Origin of the sequence: Sphingomonas sp. (genome assembly GCF_036388215.1) — a bacterium.
In the GTDB taxonomy this organism is placed as follows: Bacteria; Pseudomonadota; Alphaproteobacteria; order Sphingomonadales; family Sphingomonadaceae; genus Sphingomonas.
In genome coordinates, this window is record NZ_DASVSH010000017.1 from 23234 (window position 1) to 37720 (window position 14487).

General features: G+C 64.8%; 14 protein-coding genes. 8 read left to right on the plus strand and 6 right to left on the minus strand.

Translation table 11 applies throughout. From position 1 onward, the window contains the following. Positions 1–4 precede the first annotated feature (4 nt). A complete protein-coding gene (trmB, locus tag VF617_RS08005; RefSeq protein ID WP_331014347.1) occupies positions 5–685 on the plus strand; it encodes a tRNA (guanine(46)-N(7))-methyltransferase TrmB in 681 nt (226 codons plus the stop codon). On the opposite strand, the gene xth is transcribed toward trmB, so the two are convergent. Beyond that, a complete protein-coding gene (xth, locus tag VF617_RS08010) occupies positions 670–1455 on the minus strand; it encodes an exodeoxyribonuclease III (RefSeq protein ID WP_331014348.1) in 786 nt (261 codons plus the stop codon). The genes trmB and xth overlap by 16 nt on opposite strands. A gap of 112 nt (positions 1456–1567) precedes the next feature. Here xth and VF617_RS08015 point away from each other — a divergent pair, with 112 nt between their 5' ends. Continuing rightward, entirely contained in the window at positions 1568–3130 is a 1563-nt protein-coding gene (locus VF617_RS08015) for a CpaF family protein (RefSeq protein ID WP_331014349.1), read from the plus strand. A gap of 26 nt (positions 3131–3156) precedes the next feature. Next, positions 3157–4290: a retropepsin-like aspartic protease gene (locus tag VF617_RS08020; protein WP_331014350.1), complete on the plus strand. Its 1134-nt coding sequence runs from the start codon at positions 3157–3159 to the stop codon at positions 4288–4290. On the opposite strand, the gene VF617_RS08025 is transcribed toward VF617_RS08020, so the two are convergent. Continuing rightward, positions 4287–4475 carry a hypothetical protein gene (locus VF617_RS08025; protein WP_331014351.1) on the minus strand — a complete coding sequence of 63 codons (189 nt, stop codon included), beginning with the start codon at positions 4473–4475 and terminating at the stop codon, positions 4287–4289. The two genes, VF617_RS08020 and VF617_RS08025, sit on opposite strands and share 4 nt — an antisense overlap. A 52-nt stretch (positions 4476–4527) precedes the next feature. Between VF617_RS08025 and VF617_RS08030 the strand changes: the two genes are divergently transcribed. Further along, positions 4528–5322, plus strand: a complete 795-nt coding sequence (locus VF617_RS08030) for a class I SAM-dependent methyltransferase (protein WP_414713989.1) — start codon at positions 4528–4530, stop codon at positions 5320–5322. Between the two features lie 65 nt (positions 5323–5387). Further along, the gene (locus VF617_RS08035; protein ID WP_331014352.1) at positions 5388–6452 is read left to right on the plus strand and encodes a methyl-accepting chemotaxis protein; all 1065 of its coding nucleotides are present in this window, start codon (positions 5388–5390) and stop codon (positions 6450–6452) included. Between the two features lie 5 nt (positions 6453–6457). Here the strand turns inward: VF617_RS08035 and phaR are convergent, their stop codons facing one another. After that, a complete protein-coding gene (gene phaR / locus VF617_RS08040) occupies positions 6458–7024 on the minus strand; it encodes a polyhydroxyalkanoate synthesis repressor PhaR (protein ID WP_331014353.1) in 567 nt (188 codons plus the stop codon). A 13-nt stretch (positions 7025–7037) separates the two neighbouring features. Between phaR and VF617_RS08045 the strand changes: the two genes are divergently transcribed. The 3 genes from VF617_RS08045 to VF617_RS08055 all read left to right on the plus strand — a co-directional run bounded on the left by VF617_RS08045 (position 7038) and on the right by VF617_RS08055 (position 10839). Beyond that, complete coding sequence (locus tag VF617_RS08045) at positions 7038–8108, plus strand: alpha/beta hydrolase (protein ID WP_331014354.1); 1071 nt, start codon at positions 7038–7040, stop codon at positions 8106–8108. Positions 8109–8137: 29 nt separating this feature from the next. Further along, a complete protein-coding gene (locus VF617_RS08050; protein ID WP_331014355.1) occupies positions 8138–9313 on the plus strand; it encodes an acetyl-CoA C-acetyltransferase in 1176 nt (391 codons plus the stop codon). 236 nt (positions 9314–9549) lie between these two features. Then, positions 9550–10839: a sensor histidine kinase gene (locus tag VF617_RS08055; RefSeq protein WP_331014356.1), complete on the plus strand. Its 1290-nt coding sequence runs from the start codon at positions 9550–9552 to the stop codon at positions 10837–10839. 84 nt (positions 10840–10923) lie between these two features. Here VF617_RS08055 and VF617_RS08060 read toward each other — a convergent pair whose 3' ends face one another. Genes VF617_RS08060 through VF617_RS08070 form a run of 3 tightly spaced genes read right to left on the minus strand, consistent with a single transcriptional unit; the run spans position 10924 to position 14486 of the window. After that, the gene (locus tag VF617_RS08060; protein WP_331014357.1) at positions 10924–11976 is read right to left on the minus strand and encodes an alanine racemase; all 1053 of its coding nucleotides are present in this window, start codon (positions 11974–11976) and stop codon (positions 10924–10926) included. Positions 11977–11994: 18 nt separating this feature from the next. Beyond that, positions 11995–12915 carry a YwqG family protein gene (locus tag VF617_RS08065; protein ID WP_331014358.1) on the minus strand — a complete coding sequence of 307 codons (921 nt, stop codon included), beginning with the start codon at positions 12913–12915 and terminating at the stop codon, positions 11995–11997. Further along, positions 12912–14486, minus strand: coding sequence for an MFS transporter (locus VF617_RS08070; protein WP_331014359.1), 1575 nt, complete (start codon positions 14484–14486; stop codon positions 12912–12914). The genes VF617_RS08065 and VF617_RS08070 overlap by 4 nt, the downstream gene beginning before the upstream one ends. Position 14487 lies beyond the last annotated feature (1 nt).

Here is a 14487-nt window from a genome sequence, read left to right on the forward strand (position 1 = left end):
CCGCATGAGCGATCCGACCACCATTCGCCGCCTTTATGGTCGCAGCATCGGCCGCAAATTGCGCATTGGCCAATCCGCGCTCGTGGAGGACTTGTTGCCCCTGGTCAGCGTGCCGGAGATCGGCCCGATCCACAGTCAGGCGCTGTTCGGCAGGGATTGCCCGCTCGAACTCGAAATCGGCTTCGGCGCGGGCGAGCATCTCGCCGGGCAGGCCGCAATGCGGCCGGATCACGGCTTTATCGGATGCGAGCCTTTCCTCAACGGGGTTGTCGGCGCGCTCATGCATATCCGCGAGCAGGGGCTGGAGAATGTACGGCTCCATATGGGCGACGCGCTCAATGTTCTCGAGCGGCTGCCCGATCAAAGCCTCGAACGGCTTTATCTTCTGCACCCCGATCCCTGGCGCAAGGTGCGTCACGCCAAGCGGCGGATGGTCAATCACGGCCCGCTCGACCTGATCCACGCCAAGTTGAAGCCCGGCGCGGAGTTCCGCCTGGGCACCGACGACCCGACCTATTGCCGCTGGACGATGATGGTCATGAACCAGCGCCGCGATTTCGACTGGCAGGCACAGGCGGCGGTCGATTTCCTCACGCGCCCCGCCGATTGGCCCGAAACCCGCTACGAGCGCAAGGCGCGCGCCGCCGGGCGCGAGGTTTGGTATTTTCGCTACTTGCGGGTCTGATCGGCGAGTTCGATCCACACCGGGGCGTGATCGCTTGTCTTTTCCCAGCCGCGCACGAAGCTGTCGACCTGCGCGTTCTTCAGCCGCTTCGCTGCTGGCTTGTTGAGCAGCAGATGATCGATCCGCAGCCCCGCGTTGCGGGCATAGGCATTCCGGAAATAGTCCCAGAAGGTGTAGATCGTCTCGCCCGGATTCAGGTGTCGCAGGGCATCGGTCCAGCCCTGATCCAGCAGCCGGAAGTACGCCGCCTTCGCCTCAGGCGCGAACAGCGCGTCCTCCAGCCAGCGCTCGGGTTTGTAAACGTCCAGATCGGTCGGCATTACGTTATAGTCGCCGGCCAGAACCACCGGCGCGTCCATGCCGATCAGGCCCTGGCCATGCTCGATCAGCCGCTCCATCCATTCCAGCTTGTATTCGAACTTGGGCCCCGGCTTGGGGTTCCCGTTGGGCAGATAGAGCCCGCCGACCAGAACGCCGTTCACCGCGGCTTCGATATAGCGGCTCTGCGCATCGTCCAGATCGCCGGGCAGACCCCGCCGCGTCTCCACCGGCTCGCAGCCCCGCGCGAGGATCGCGACTCCGTTCCAGCTCTTCTGCCCATGCCATATCGCGCCATAGCCCGCATCGCGAAGCGCGGTTTCGGGGAATTTCTCCTGCGGGGCCTTGAGCTCCTGCAGGCAGACGATGTCGGGCTGCGTTTCGGCCAGCCAGCGCAGCAGCACCGGCAGTCGGCCATTGACGCCGTTCACATTATAGGTCGCGATGCGCATGGGGCTTGATGCTCGGGCGGGGCTTTCGGTTCCGCCGGACATCCCGATTGGTTAGGCAATTCTCAAGCCTTGGCCGCTAACCCATTGGGTCAGGTGAGATGACAGGGTTTTGATGAGCGCTTTCGGACGACGCAGCGGAATGGGGGGCGGCGGCAATGGCGGCCGGCCCGCTTTCGGCGTAGCGCGCCCCATGCAGGGAGGCGGCAGCGGCCCGCGTCCGGCCGATTCGTCCCCGCTGGGCGGCGAGCAATTCCCTCCGATCAACGTGCCCCTTCCCGGTGCGGGGCCCGCCCCCGATCCGATGGAGCAGCGCGATCCCGCCAGCGGAAGCCTCGCCAATTCCGACGCGCTTCAGCGCCTCGCGGACCGCCAGGCGACTTCGGGCGAGGCCGGCAACAGCCGCAGCGAAGGCTTCGAGGCATCGATTCACCGCATCAAGGAACAAGTGCTTCCGCGCCTCCTCGAACGCGTCGATCCCGAAGCTGCGTCGACGCTCACCAAGGACGAGCTGGCCGAGGAATTCCGTCCCATCATCGGCGAAGTGCTCGCCGAGCTGAAGCTCACGCTCAATCGCCGCGAGCAGTTCGCGCTCGAAAAGGTCCTGGTCGATGAGTTGCTCGGCCTCGGGCCGCTGGAAGAATTGCTCTCCGATCCGGCTATCTCGGACATCATGGTCAATGGCCCCGAGCAAACCTATATCGAGCGCAAGGGGAAGCTCGAGCTCGCCAACATCCAGTTTCGCGACGAGGAGCATCTGTTCCAGATCGCGCAGCGCATTTGCAACTCGGTCGGCCGCCGCGTCGATCAGACCACGCCGCTCGCCGACGCCCGCCTCAAGGACGGCAGCCGCGTCAATGTGATCGTGCCGCCGCTCAGCTTGCGCGGCACCGCCATTTCGATTCGTAAGTTTTCGGCCAAGCCGATCACCCTCGACATGATGGCGCAGGGCGGATCGATGTCGACCAAGATGGCGACGATGCTCAAGATCGCCGGCGCCAGCCGCTTCAACATCGTCATCTCGGGCGGCACCGGCTCGGGCAAGACGACGATGCTCAATGCGATCTCGAAGATGATCGACCCAGGCGAGCGCGTGCTGACGATCGAGGACGCCGCCGAGCTTCGCCTGCAGCAGCCGCACTGGCTGCCGCTCGAAACCCGCCCGCCCAATCTCGAAGGCCAAGGCGAGATCAGCATCCGCGATCTCGTCAAGAACGCGCTGCGCATGCGCCCCGATCGCATCATCCTCGGCGAAATCCGCGGTTCCGAGTGCTTCGACATGCTCTCGGCAATGAACACCGGCCACGACGGCTCGATGTGTACGCTTCACTCCAACAGCCCGCGCGAGGCGCTGGCGCGCATGGAGAACATGGTGATGATGTCGGACATCAAGGTGCCCAAGGAGGCGATCTCGCGCCAGATCGCCGATTCGGTCGATCTGATCATCCAGGTGAAACGCCTGCGCGACGGCTCGCGCCGCATCACCAACATCACCGAAGTGATCGGCATGGAAGGCCCCGTCATCGTGACGCAGGAGCTGTTCAAGTTCGAATATCTCGACGAGAGCGCCGATGGCAAGATCATCGGCGAATACCGCTCGATGGGCCTGCGCCCCTATACGCTTGACAAGGCCAAGCAATATGGCTTCGACCAGGCAATGCTCGAGGCCTGCCTGTAATCGCCGAAATTCGCTAGGCTGGCGGCATGTTCGCGCTGCTGGCCCTCGTCCTCGCCCCCCAGGAACCGGTCCTCACGCCCGACGCCGAGGCGCGTTGGGTGCCGTTCGAGCTGACCGCATACAACCAGATTCGCTTCACGATGCAGGCAGGCGGGCGCGACGCAACTGCGATCCTCGATACGGGCATCAGCCACACCGTGATCGCGCGGCCCTTCGCCTCCGTCCTCGGCCTCAAGCGTCAGGGTAGCGGACGCGCGTCGGCAATCGGCGGCACGATCGCCATGCGATGGGCCGCTGCCCCGCAATTGGTCGTGGGCGGGCTCAGCCGCAGCGGAGGTCGGGTCGCGGTGGCCGAGATGCCCGCCCGTCCGGGCCAATCCGCCGATATCTATGTGGGAGCGGATCTGCTCGGCTGCTGCGCACTCGATATCGATTATGCCGCGCGCCGCTTTCGCATCCTGCCGAGCGGACGCATGCCCTTCACGGGCGACCGCGCGCCGCTCTCCCGGATGCGCGGATCGGGGGTTTTCGTCACCGAGCTGACGATCGGCGGGCACAGGCTGCGCCCCGTCCTCGTCGATACCGGAGACGGATCGTGGCTGACGCTGACTCGCGAGGCCTGGGCAGCGGCGAGGCCGCCGGCTGCGCGCGTGACCACCACGCTCGGCTATGGGGCGGGCGGCGCACTGATAAGCGAGGCGGCGATCCTCCCTTCGGTAATGCTGGGCAATAGCGCCGGCGTGGAGGCCGAAGTCAGGATCGAGGCCGCAAACGGTTTTTCGGCCGGCACCGGCACGGCCGGGCGCATCGGTTCCGGATTGTTGATGCGCTATCGCGTGCTGCTCGATCCCCGCGCCGGCCGCATGATGCTCCGCGCAGGGGAAAGCGCAGATGCGCCGGTGCTGCGTTCCACCAGCGGGCTGCTCCTCGATTACGACCAGGGCGCGCTCAAGGTTCTCCATGTCATGCGCGGCTCCCCTGCCGAGGAGGCCGGATGGAAGGCGGATGACCGAATCTGCTCGGCGGACGGGGTCTCCGCGCGCGACGATGTCGAGAGTGACGGAAAGGTCGACTGGGCGGTGGGCGCCCCCGGCCGCACCGTACGTCTCGGCGCCTGCGACGGCCGTGAAATGCCGATTACCCTCCGGAAATTCTATTAGCGCAGGTTCAGCGCGACGCTCGCCAGCACCAGCGCCATCAGGATAGCGAGCACCTGTACCAGCGGCCATGGCATCAGCCCGATCCGGTCCATGTCGGCACGGCGCTTGCGCCGGCGTTCCCCGAGCCCGGCGATCAAGACCACGAGCAGCGCCACGCCCACGCTGGTCCACAATTCCTGTTGCATCTTCCGCCCGTTTCCCCGCACCTTGCGGACAATATCTAGGGAGAGAAAATCGATGCGCCAGCCTTTCGCCCTGATGGTGCTCGCCAGCCTCGCCGCCTGCACGACTTCTGACTACCGCCCCGCGCTCGATGCCAGCGTCGCCGCCCCGAGCCGGTCGGCGGCGAATATCGCGCGAGATCGCTATCGTCACCCGGCTGAAACGCTGGCCTTTTTCGGCGTGAAGCCCAGCGATACGGTGGTGGAAATCTGGCCCGGCGGCGGTTGGTACACCGAGATCCTGGCGCCCCTCACTAGGGCGAGGGGCAAATATTATGCCGCCGCGCTCTGGCCGGAGGGGCTGAAGGCGGTGCAGGCGCTCCAGGCCAAGGACAACGCCACTTATGGCCATGTGCAGGTCGCGGCCTTCCCCGCTGGGCAGGGGCAGCCGCGCGTAGCCGACGGATCAGCCGATGTCGTGCTCACGTTCCGCAATGTCCATAACTGGCGAATGGGCTCCCGGCGCCAGGGAGTGGATTACTCGCTGGAGGCATTCACCCAGATGTTCGCCATGCTCAAAAAGGGCGGCGTGCTCGGGATAGAGGACCACCGGCTGCCCGAGAATGCCAGCAGTGAGCGCGAAAAAACCAGCGGCTATATGAAGGTTTCCACCGTGCGCGCGCTGGCCGAGGCCGCCGGGTTTCGCTTTGTCGCTTCCTCCGAAATCAACGCCAATCCGAAGGATACCGCCGATTGGCCCGATGGCGTGTGGACACTCCCGCCCACCTACCGCCTCAAGGATGTGGACCGCGCGAAATATTCGGAGATCGGCGAAAGCGACCGGATGACGCTCAAATTCGTCAAACCCTGACGCCAAGCGCCTGACCTGACGCGGCTCTCCACGCGGCGTTAACCATTTTCCGCCTAGCTTGCCGAATGCCGCGCCGCATCCGCTCCCTGCTGTCCGTCCTCCGCGAGGAAGTCGACAGCTATGCGGCCCGGAGCGAGGAAATCGCAACGCGCACCAATTTGCTTGCGCTCAACGCCGCCATCGAAGCTGCCCGCTCGGGCGAGGCCGGACGCGGCTTTTCGGTGGTGGCGCAGGAAGTGAAGGCCCTAGCCCAACAGGCGCGCGGCGCATCGCATGCCTTCCGCTCCGAAGTCGGGGAACGCCTCGCAATGGGCGCCGGCATCGCCGATGAGATGGTGGATGAGATCGAGGGCAGCCGTCTGGTCGAGCTCGCCCAGGCACTGATCCAGAACGTCACGCGCCAGCTTTATGGCCGCAGCCTCGATCTGCGCCTGATCGCCTCGGACGCCGAAGTCGTGGCCGCCACGCTCGATCCAACGTCGGAGAATGTCGCGGCTGCACAGGGCCGCGTCGAATTGCTGACCGATATCTCCCCTTATTATGTGACGGCTTTCGTCGTCGATGCTTCGGGGCGGATCATCCTTTGCTCGAATCCGAACGCACGCGTCCGTCAGACCAATCTTTCCGATGCGCCGCAATTCAGGAAAGCCATGGCGAGCCAGTATCGCGAGCAATGGTTCACCGATGAGGTGTGGCAGAATCCCTGGTCCGATCACCGCGCCGTATTGGTGTTCGTAACCGGCGTCCGGGCGCGCGGATCCGAAGGCGCGCCCGCCGGCGCTTTCTATCTGGAATTCGACTGGGAAAGCCACGTCCAGGCCATGATCTCGGACAAGTCGCTATTCGGAGACCGCGACTGGGCCCGCACCCGCATCAGCATAGTGGATCAGTCGGATCGCGTCGTCGCGGATTCGTCCGGGTCGCGCTATGGCGAGATGGTGCCATTGCCCGCAAAGGCTGTGCGAGGCGCGGAAGTACGTGGCGACGCCACGATCGCCTTCGCCACCGCACAGGATTATCTGGGTTTCGACGGCCTTGGGCTGCGCTGCGTGATTGAGCAGAAGATGCTCAGCGCCAATGAGATCGAGGCGGCATTGGGTGGCCTGCGGGTGCGGACTGCCCGAGGATAACGCTCTTACTTCGCGAGCTTCTCGATCTTGTCCTGAAGCCTTGCAAGCTCGGCCTTCAGGGCCGCAACGTCGTCCCCGCTCTCCGCGTCAGGAGCTGCATTCGCCGGCGTGCCGGCTGCACCCGTTTCGCCCGGCTTGAATGCACTGGCGGCGGCTTCGAACATCGCCAGGTTGCGCTTCGTCATTTCGGCGAAGGGCGAATTGGCGAATGCGCCCTCCACTGCTGTCTTGAACTGTTCCTGGTTGCGCCGGAAGCTTTCCATCGAAGCTTCGAGATAACCCGGCACCATTGCCTGCATCGAATCGCCATACAGCGAGATGAGCTGGCGCAGGAAGTTGACCGGCAGCATCGAAGAGCCGCGCGATTCCTCTTCCATGATGATCTGCGTCAGCACATTGTGCGTGATGTCGTCGTCGGTCTTTGCGTCGACGACCTTGAAATCGCGGCCCTCGCGCGTCATCGCCGCCAGATGGTCAAGCGTGATGTAAGACGAGGTTTCGGTGTTGTAGAGGCGACGGTTCGCATATTTCTTGATGATGACCGGACCGCTGCCTGGTGCTGCTTTCTTCATGGGACCCCGCCAAGTGACTGAAGGCCATCTAGCATCGTTTCATGCCGCATCGCAACACGGCCCGCGCCCCCTGCCGCTGTTTCTTTCCTTGCTGCGCAGCGAAACCGCAGCATCGCCGGAGCAAAGGCATGCCGCCCTCGCCGGCCTGAAGGCATATCAGGAGGCGGAGCGCCCGCCCGCGCGCGAATTGGCGCCCGCCATTGCCCGATCTGGACGCGCCCGGCTGCTCGATTATGGGGGGGCAGGTCCCCCCGTCGTCTTCGTCCCCTCGCTCATCAATCCGCCGTTCGTGCTGGACCTGGAGGAGGGAAATTCCCTGCTGCGCTGGCTCGCTACCCAAGGCCTCCGCCCGCTGCTGGTCGACTGGGGAACGCCGGGGCGGGAGGCGCGCCACGAGGGCCTGGATTACCATATCGAGCAACTCATGCTGCCCCTGATCGACTCGCTCGGCGAGCCGCCGCTGCTCACCGGCTATTGCTTGGGCGGCACGCTCGCGCTGGCTGCGGCCATGCTTCACCCGGTGCGCGGAGTGGCGACGATTGCTGCGCCGTGGCGCTTCTCGCGGTACGGGCATCTCGCACGTGCAGCCATTGCGGCGCAGTGGAATGCGGCGCGGCGGGGGTGCGAGTCGCTGGGACTGGTCCCCATGGAAGTGCTCCAGGCAGGCTTTTGGCAAATCGATCCCGCGCGCACGGTCTCCAAATATGAGAAATTCGCGAGCACTGAGCCGGGAAGCGCCGCTGCACGAGCGTTCATCGCGCTGGAGGATTGGGCCAATAGCGGCGCGCCGCTTACCTTTGCAGCCGGGCAGGAGATGTTCGACAGCTTCTTCGCGGGCGACCGGCCGGGCGCGGGCCGGTGGTGGGTCGGCGGCAAGCGCATCCTGCCCGCCCGCCTCACATGCCCCGCAGTCGAGTTCATATCGGCGACCGACCGAATCGTCCCCGCCGCCAGCGCCGCGGGCCTGACCGAACAGCGGGTGTTGCATTCGGGCCATGTCGGCATGGTCGTGGGCGGACGCGCACAGGCCCAATTATGGGAGCCGCTGCGCGACTGGCTAATTGCCGCAGCGCACATTAGATAACCGCCAACTATCTCTGGAGCCTCAATCTCATGACCGATATCGTCATCACCGCGGCTAAGCGCACCCCCGTAGGCAGCTTCCTCGGCGCCTTCGCCTCCACCCCCGCGCACGAGCTGGGCCGCATCGCGATCGAGGCCGCGCTTAAGCAGGCGGGCGTGAGCGGCGAGGAGGTTAGCGAAGTGATCCTGGGCCAGGTGCTCACCGCCGCGCAGGGCCAGAACCCCGCGCGCCAGGCCTCGATGGCGGCCGGCGTCCCCAAGGAAGTGCCCGCATGGGGCGTCCAGCAGGTCTGCGGCTCGGGTCTTCGCGCGGTCGCCCTTGCCTATCAGGCGGTCAAGACCGGCGACGCGACGATCGTCGTCGCCGGCGGGCAGGAGAGCATGTCGATGAGCACCCACGCACAGTCGCTGCGCCCGGGCACCAAGATGGGCGATCTCAGCCTGGTCGATACGATGATCAAGGACGGCCTGACCGACGTGTTCAACGGCTATCACATGGGCATCACCGCCGAGAATCTCGCCGAGCAATATCAGGTCACCCGCGGCGAGCAGGACGATTTCGCGGTGGCCAGCCAGAACAAGGCCGAAGCCGCCCGCGCCGCCGGGCGCTTCAAGGACGAGATCGCACCGGTGACGATCAAGGGCCGCAAGGGCGACACTATCGTCGAGGATGACGAATATATCCGCGCGGGTGCCACAGTGGACGGCGTCTCGGGCCTTCGCCCCGCTTTCAAGAAGGACGGCACCGTCACCGCCGCCAACGCATCCGGCCTCAACGACGGCGCCGCCGCTTTGGTCGTAATGAGCCGCGAAGAGGCCGAGCGGCGCGGCAGCCCGATCCTCGCCGTGATCAAGAGCTGGGCCAGCGCGGGCGTCGATCCCTCGATCATGGGCATCGGCCCTGTTCCCGCGTCCAAGGCGGCTCTGGCCAAGGCCGGCTGGACCGTGGCGGATCTCGACCTGATCGAAGCCAACGAAGCCTTCGCCGCACAGGCACTGTCGGTCGGCAAGGAACTCGGCTGGGACGCCGACAAGGTGAACGTGAACGGCGGCGCGATCGCCATCGGCCATCCGATCGGCGCTAGTGGCGCGCGTGTGCTGACCACCCTCATCTACGAAATGCAGAAGCGCGACTCGAAGAAGGGCCTCGCCACCCTCTGCATCGGCGGTGGAATGGGCATCGCCATGTGCCTTGAGCGGGATTGATCCCTGATCCCCTTCCTCTCGCGGAAGGGGACTATCGACTCCGAGCTCCCCTGTCGGCCTGCCCCTTCGCTATCCGAAACCTGCCGCTCGTTCGGCGCCCGCTTCAGCTTGTAGGAGCCGAAAGCAGAATCGCTCCCACCCGGGCGTCGGCTTGACAGTCATTGTGGACCCTTCCACCACCGTCGCTGGGCCTCCCCTTTTCTTTTGGGACGACGAGACATCCCGAAGGATTAGCGATGGCGACTTCTGACCCGGCACCTATCGTCCTGATTGTCGAAGACGAGATGATCCTGCGAATTCGCGCCGTGGATATCGTCGAAGACGCCGGGTTCGTACCGATCGAAGCCGTGAGCGCCGATGAGGCCATCCGCATTCTCGAATCGCGCGATGACATATCCCTGTTGTTCACCGATATTCAGATGCCGGGAAGCATGGACGGACTGATGCTTGCGCACGCGGTGCACACGCGCTGGCCGCATATCAAAATCGTCCTGGTCTCCGGGCAAATCGCGGTCACGGATGCCGACAAACCCGCCAATAGTCGCTTCTTCCCCAAGCCGCTCGAAATCCAGCAGATGATTGTCGAGCTCCAGGCAATGATCGGCAAGGGTTCGCTGAAGGTCATGCCCTCACTGATTGCTGCGGACGATTCGCTGACCGCAGAGAATGAAGACCTCCGCCACCGGCTTCAGCAAGCGGGAATCGATGCCAAGGCCCTGCTGCTGAAGACTGTGCTCGAGACGGAGAAGCAGCAGCTCATCATCAATGAGAACCAGCCCCTTCAAGACGCCCTCACGACCGAGAACGACAGTCTCAAATTGGCGCTGGAGCAGGCAGGCATCGACGCCACCGCGCTCCTGGTCCAGGCTGGGATCGAGGCCGACGAACGCGAGGCTGCCGACAAGTTGCAGCTTCTTATCCATGCGGAGTTGCACCACCGGATCAAGAACATACTGGCCACGGTCGGTGCGATTACCCATCAGAGCCTGCGCACCGCGACTAGCGTGGCCCATGCAAGCGCCGCCATCGATGGGCGGTTCGCGGCGCTGGGGCGCGCCCATGATCTCATTACGCGGGCGAGCTGGGAAAACGCAACGATCGACAGCACCATTCGCGATGCGATCGAGCCGTTCGACCAGGGAGGTGGCCATTTCATCATTTCCGGCGAGAATATCCGGATCACGGCGAGTTCGGTAATCGCATTCGCAATGACCCTGAACGAGCTTTGCACCAACGCGACCAAGTTCGGAGCCCTGTCACTTCCCGAGGGTCAGGTTCGCCTTACCTGGCGAGTGAACGATGAGCTTTTTCACTTTGAGTGGGTCGAAACCGGTGGCCCCATCGTGGGCGAGCCGTCGCGCAAGAGTTTCGGGACGCGCATGATGTCATCGCTAGGTCAGCAATTGAAGGGCAAGGTTGAGCTTGACTATCAGCCTAACGGATTTGTCTACACGCTGGATGTGCCGCTCGAGGCCCTGACCATCAAGCCGAAGAGCGGCGGGATCGAAGGCCCTGGCCTGGCCTAGGTTCCGGACCCAGTATCGTCAGAGCCCCGAAGTTGCCGCCCGGGAAAACCGCCAGTAGCGGACCCTCACCACCATTGCGGCGGCTTACTCCCAAACCCGGTCGAACCGCGGCCCCAGCCCGGTAATCAGCTCGTATTGCGATAGCCCGCTCAGCGCCGAAGTGTCGGGCAACGCATAATCCAACGATACCCAATCGCCCTCCCCTAGCCCCGGCATCGCATCCACATCGATGGCGACGAGATCCATCGACACCCGCCCGATCACGGGCAACGCGATGCCGTCCACCCGCGCGATGCCCTTGCCGGAGAAGCACCGCAGATACCCGTCGGCATAGCCCAGATTGAGTACCGCCACTTCCATGTCCCGCGGCGCAGTGAAGCTGGCGTTATAGCCTACGATCTCCCCGGCCGGCACACCGCGCCGCTGCACGATCTGCGCCTCGGGCGTGACCACTTGGGCGATGCCCTCATGCTCCGCCCGCTGCCGCCCGCCATAGATCGAAATCCCCGGCCGGGTCAGATCGAAAGCATAGTCCGCCCCGAGCCCGATCCCTCCCGAATTGGCGAGGCTCATCCGCCGCGCATTCGTCCGGCCCCTCAGCCCCGCAAAGGCGTCGCGCTGCCGCGCATTGAGCGGAACATCCTCATCGGCGCAGGCGAGGTGGCTCATCAGCGTATCGATCGCGAGCCCGCCGAGTGAACCCACGTCCGCCAGCGCGATCCCCAGCCGGTTCATGCCGGTATCGACCATCGCATCGCAAGGCGCTCCGTTCCCGCCCGCCAGCCACAGCCGTATCTGCGTCTGCGAATTGAGCACCGGCCGTGCATTGGGCGGGCGCTCGCCGGCCATGTCCTCCTTGCGCACTCCGTGCAGAACCGAGATCGAAACCCCCAGGTCCGCGATCGCCCGCGCCTCGGCCCAGCTCGCGACGAAGAAATCGCGGCACCCCGCCGCCGCCAGCCGCGCCACTACCTCACGCGCGCCCAGCCCATAGCCATCGGCCTTCACCGCCGCCCCGCAAGCCGCACCGCGGCCCATGCCGGCAAGCAGCTTCCAATTGGCGACGAGCGCGCCGCCATTCAGGCGAAGGCGGAGGGGGGAGGGGGACGTCACCATCGCGCCCCTATGCCGGGCCATGGGGGATCGCAACCCGCTTCAATAGCAGTCCCAGCTATAGGCGATACGGGTCCAGTCGCGTCGCCGCAGGTCTTCCGCGCGGATAAGGAACACTGCCTCTCCCACATTGCCCCATTGCAGAAATTCGTCCGAAGTCAGCCGCAACAGGCAATGGTCATAGTCGCGATATTCGCCGCGCCGGAAGTCTTGCTGCGTGAACACCGGGTGGCCGCCGCTATGGTGGACCGGGCGCGGCGCATCCGGTCCTTCTGCCAGCCTGTCCTCCAGCGCGCGGAAACCCGGACGCTTGTAGATGGCGCCGGTGCGCGCCTCGACGCGTGCGTCGCTCCACGAAGGGTGCTGGACTGCCGCCCTCCCCACCAGCGCCACGCCCGCGGCGCGGGCATCGTCCTTCATCCACGGCGAATGGCGCGATTCATCTCCTAGCTCCGGAGGCGCGACCAACTGGCCTGCGCCCTCGATCGTCTCGCGCCAGCGCGCTGCGAAGTCGCTTGCGGAGGGGTCGTCAAAGTCGGCTCCGAACCCATCATCGGTGCCGATGAAGAACTGCAGGATCCCCCTCGTCGGAAAATCGGGCAAAGCGGGCAATGTCGCGAAGTCGATCTGCGCCAGGAATTCCATCGGCCTGCCCTGGCGGTCATTCGGCCAATCCTCACCCCCGACAAGCCATACCGGCCCGCCCAGTCGCGTTCCGCCGGGGTAGATCGTCGCATCCGGATCCGGGTGAAGCTCGACCGCGGGCAGCGCCAGGCTGACCAGGAATTTCTCGAACTCGCGGACTTCTCCTTCGGTCAGCGGCGGCCCTTCTTCCTCCAGCCCCCATGCCGGGGCTTCCATTGCCTGCCGCTCGCGCCGCCGGACGACGCCCTTCCAATAAAAATACAATAGCCACGGCACCACCGCGAACGCGGCAAGCAGCGCGAGCGCGAAATCGGTCACGAAGTGCCTGAGGGCTCGCGCAGCCCCCACATCGTCACCACCAGCGCCATCGCCACCACCGCCATCGTATACCAGAGCCCTGCATAGGGATCGCCCGTCCCCACTACGATCGATTGGCTGATGAAGGGCAGGAAACCGCCGAAATAACCGGTGCCGATATGATAGGGGATCGACATCGAACTGTAGCGGATGCGCGGCGGAAACATCTCGGAGAGCAAAGCCGCGACCGGGCCATAGGTTGCGCCCGAAAGCGCCATCAGCACGATGATCGCAGCCATGATGATCGCGATGCTCGATGCGGGGGGCGTTATCGGCTTGAGGTTGTATCCCGCCGCCGCCAGCGCCGCGTCGAGCCCGGCCGGGCTTGTGTCGCCCACATGTCCGCCGCCTACCGACACGTCGATCGCGGAAGCCTCGGCCTTGGTATAAGGGACGCCCTTCTTCGCGAAATATTCGAGCACGCGCCCGCATTCGTCCTTTTGCCTGGCGGCAAACGGATCATAGGCGCATTGCGGGCCCGATACAACCACCGGGGCCCGCTTGGCGGCCGCCGCCAGCGCCGGATTCGCCTGGCTTCCGATCACCCAGAACATCGGGAAGAGCAGCAACAGCGTGAGCGCATAGCCCCAGACGATCGGCTTCTTGCGACCGATCCGATCCGACAGCGATCCGAAATAGATGAAGAACACAAGGCCGGCGAGCGCCGATCCTCCGGTGATCAGCTGCGCCGAGGTGGCGTCCACATGCATCTGGCCCTGGAGGAACGACAGCACGGAGAACATCGCCGTATACCAGATCACCGTGAGCCCCGCGGCAATGCCGAACAAGGCGACGAGCAGCCGCTTCCAGTTGCCGGGATAGGTGAAGCTCTCGGTGAACGGGTTCTTCGCGGTCTCCCCGGCTTCCTTCATCGCCTTGAACACCGGGCTCTCGGAAAGCTTCAGTCGCATCCACAGCGAAATGGCGAGCAGCACGACGGAGAAGAGGAAAGGCGCACGCCATCCCCAGGCGTCCCACACGTCCGCAAGCGCCATCTTGAAGAGCAGCACCACGGCCAGGCTGAGGATGAATCCGCCCACTACGCTCGCCTGGATGAAGCTGGTGTGAAAGCCCGATCGCCCCTGGGGCGAATGTTCGGCGACATAGATCGCCGCCCCGCCATATTCGCCGCCCAGCGCCAGGCCCTGCGCGATGCGGAGCAGCAGGATCAGGATCGGCGCGGCGACTCCGATCGCGGCATAGCTCGGCACCAGCCCGATGCCCGCGGTCGCCAAGCCCATCAGCGTGATAGTCACCAGGAATGTATATTTGCGCCCCAGCCTGTCGCCCAGAAAGCCGAACAGCACTGCGCCGAGCGGGCGGAAGCCGAACCCGATCGCGAAGGTCGCCCAGGCGAGCAGATCGCCCAGCACCGGATTGTCCGCCGGAAAGAAGGTCCGCCCGAGGATACCGGTGGTGGTCAGCGTTCCCCAGATGAAGAAATCATACCATTCGAAGATCGTGCCGAGCGACGACGCGCCGATCACCAGGCGCATTTCTTTTCCGCTCGGTTCGGCTGCATGCGACGCCATA

What these genes read in the sequence shown, in the direction of transcription:
- VF617_RS08020 (WP_331014350.1), top strand. Translation starts at nt 3,157, where the DNA reads ATGTTCGCGCTGCTGGCCCTCGTCCTCGCCCCCCAGGAACCGGTCCTC.
- VF617_RS08050 (WP_331014355.1), top strand. Translation starts at nt 8,138, where the DNA reads ATGACCGATATCGTCATCACCGCGGCTAAGCGCACCCCCGTAGGCAGC.
- VF617_RS08055 (WP_331014356.1), top strand. Translation starts at nt 9,550, where the DNA reads ATGGCGACTTCTGACCCGGCACCTATCGTCCTGATTGTCGAAGACGAG.
- xth (WP_331014348.1), bottom strand. Translation starts at nt 1,455, where the DNA reads ATGCGCATCGCGACCTATAATGTGAACGGCGTCAATGGCCGACTGCCG.
- VF617_RS08025 (WP_331014351.1), bottom strand. Translation starts at nt 4,475, where the DNA reads ATGCAACAGGAATTGTGGACCAGCGTGGGCGTGGCGCTGCTCGTGGTC.
- VF617_RS08035 (WP_331014352.1), top strand. Translation starts at nt 5,388, where the DNA reads ATGCCGCGCCGCATCCGCTCCCTGCTGTCCGTCCTCCGCGAGGAAGTC.
- phaR (WP_331014353.1), bottom strand. Translation starts at nt 7,024, where the DNA reads ATGAAGAAAGCAGCACCAGGCAGCGGTCCGGTCATCATCAAGAAATAT.
- VF617_RS08060 (WP_331014357.1), bottom strand. Translation starts at nt 11,976, where the DNA reads ATGGCCCGGCATAGGGGCGCGATGGTGACGTCCCCCTCCCCCCTCCGC.
- trmB (WP_331014347.1), top strand. Translation starts at nt 5, where the DNA reads ATGAGCGATCCGACCACCATTCGCCGCCTTTATGGTCGCAGCATCGGC.
- VF617_RS08030 (WP_414713989.1), top strand. Translation starts at nt 4,528, where the DNA reads ATGCGCCAGCCTTTCGCCCTGATGGTGCTCGCCAGCCTCGCCGCCTGC.
- VF617_RS08015 (WP_331014349.1), top strand. Translation starts at nt 1,568, where the DNA reads ATGAGCGCTTTCGGACGACGCAGCGGAATGGGGGGCGGCGGCAATGGC.
- VF617_RS08070 (WP_331014359.1), bottom strand. Translation starts at nt 14,486, where the DNA reads ATGGCGTCGCATGCAGCCGAACCGAGCGGAAAAGAAATGCGCCTGGTG.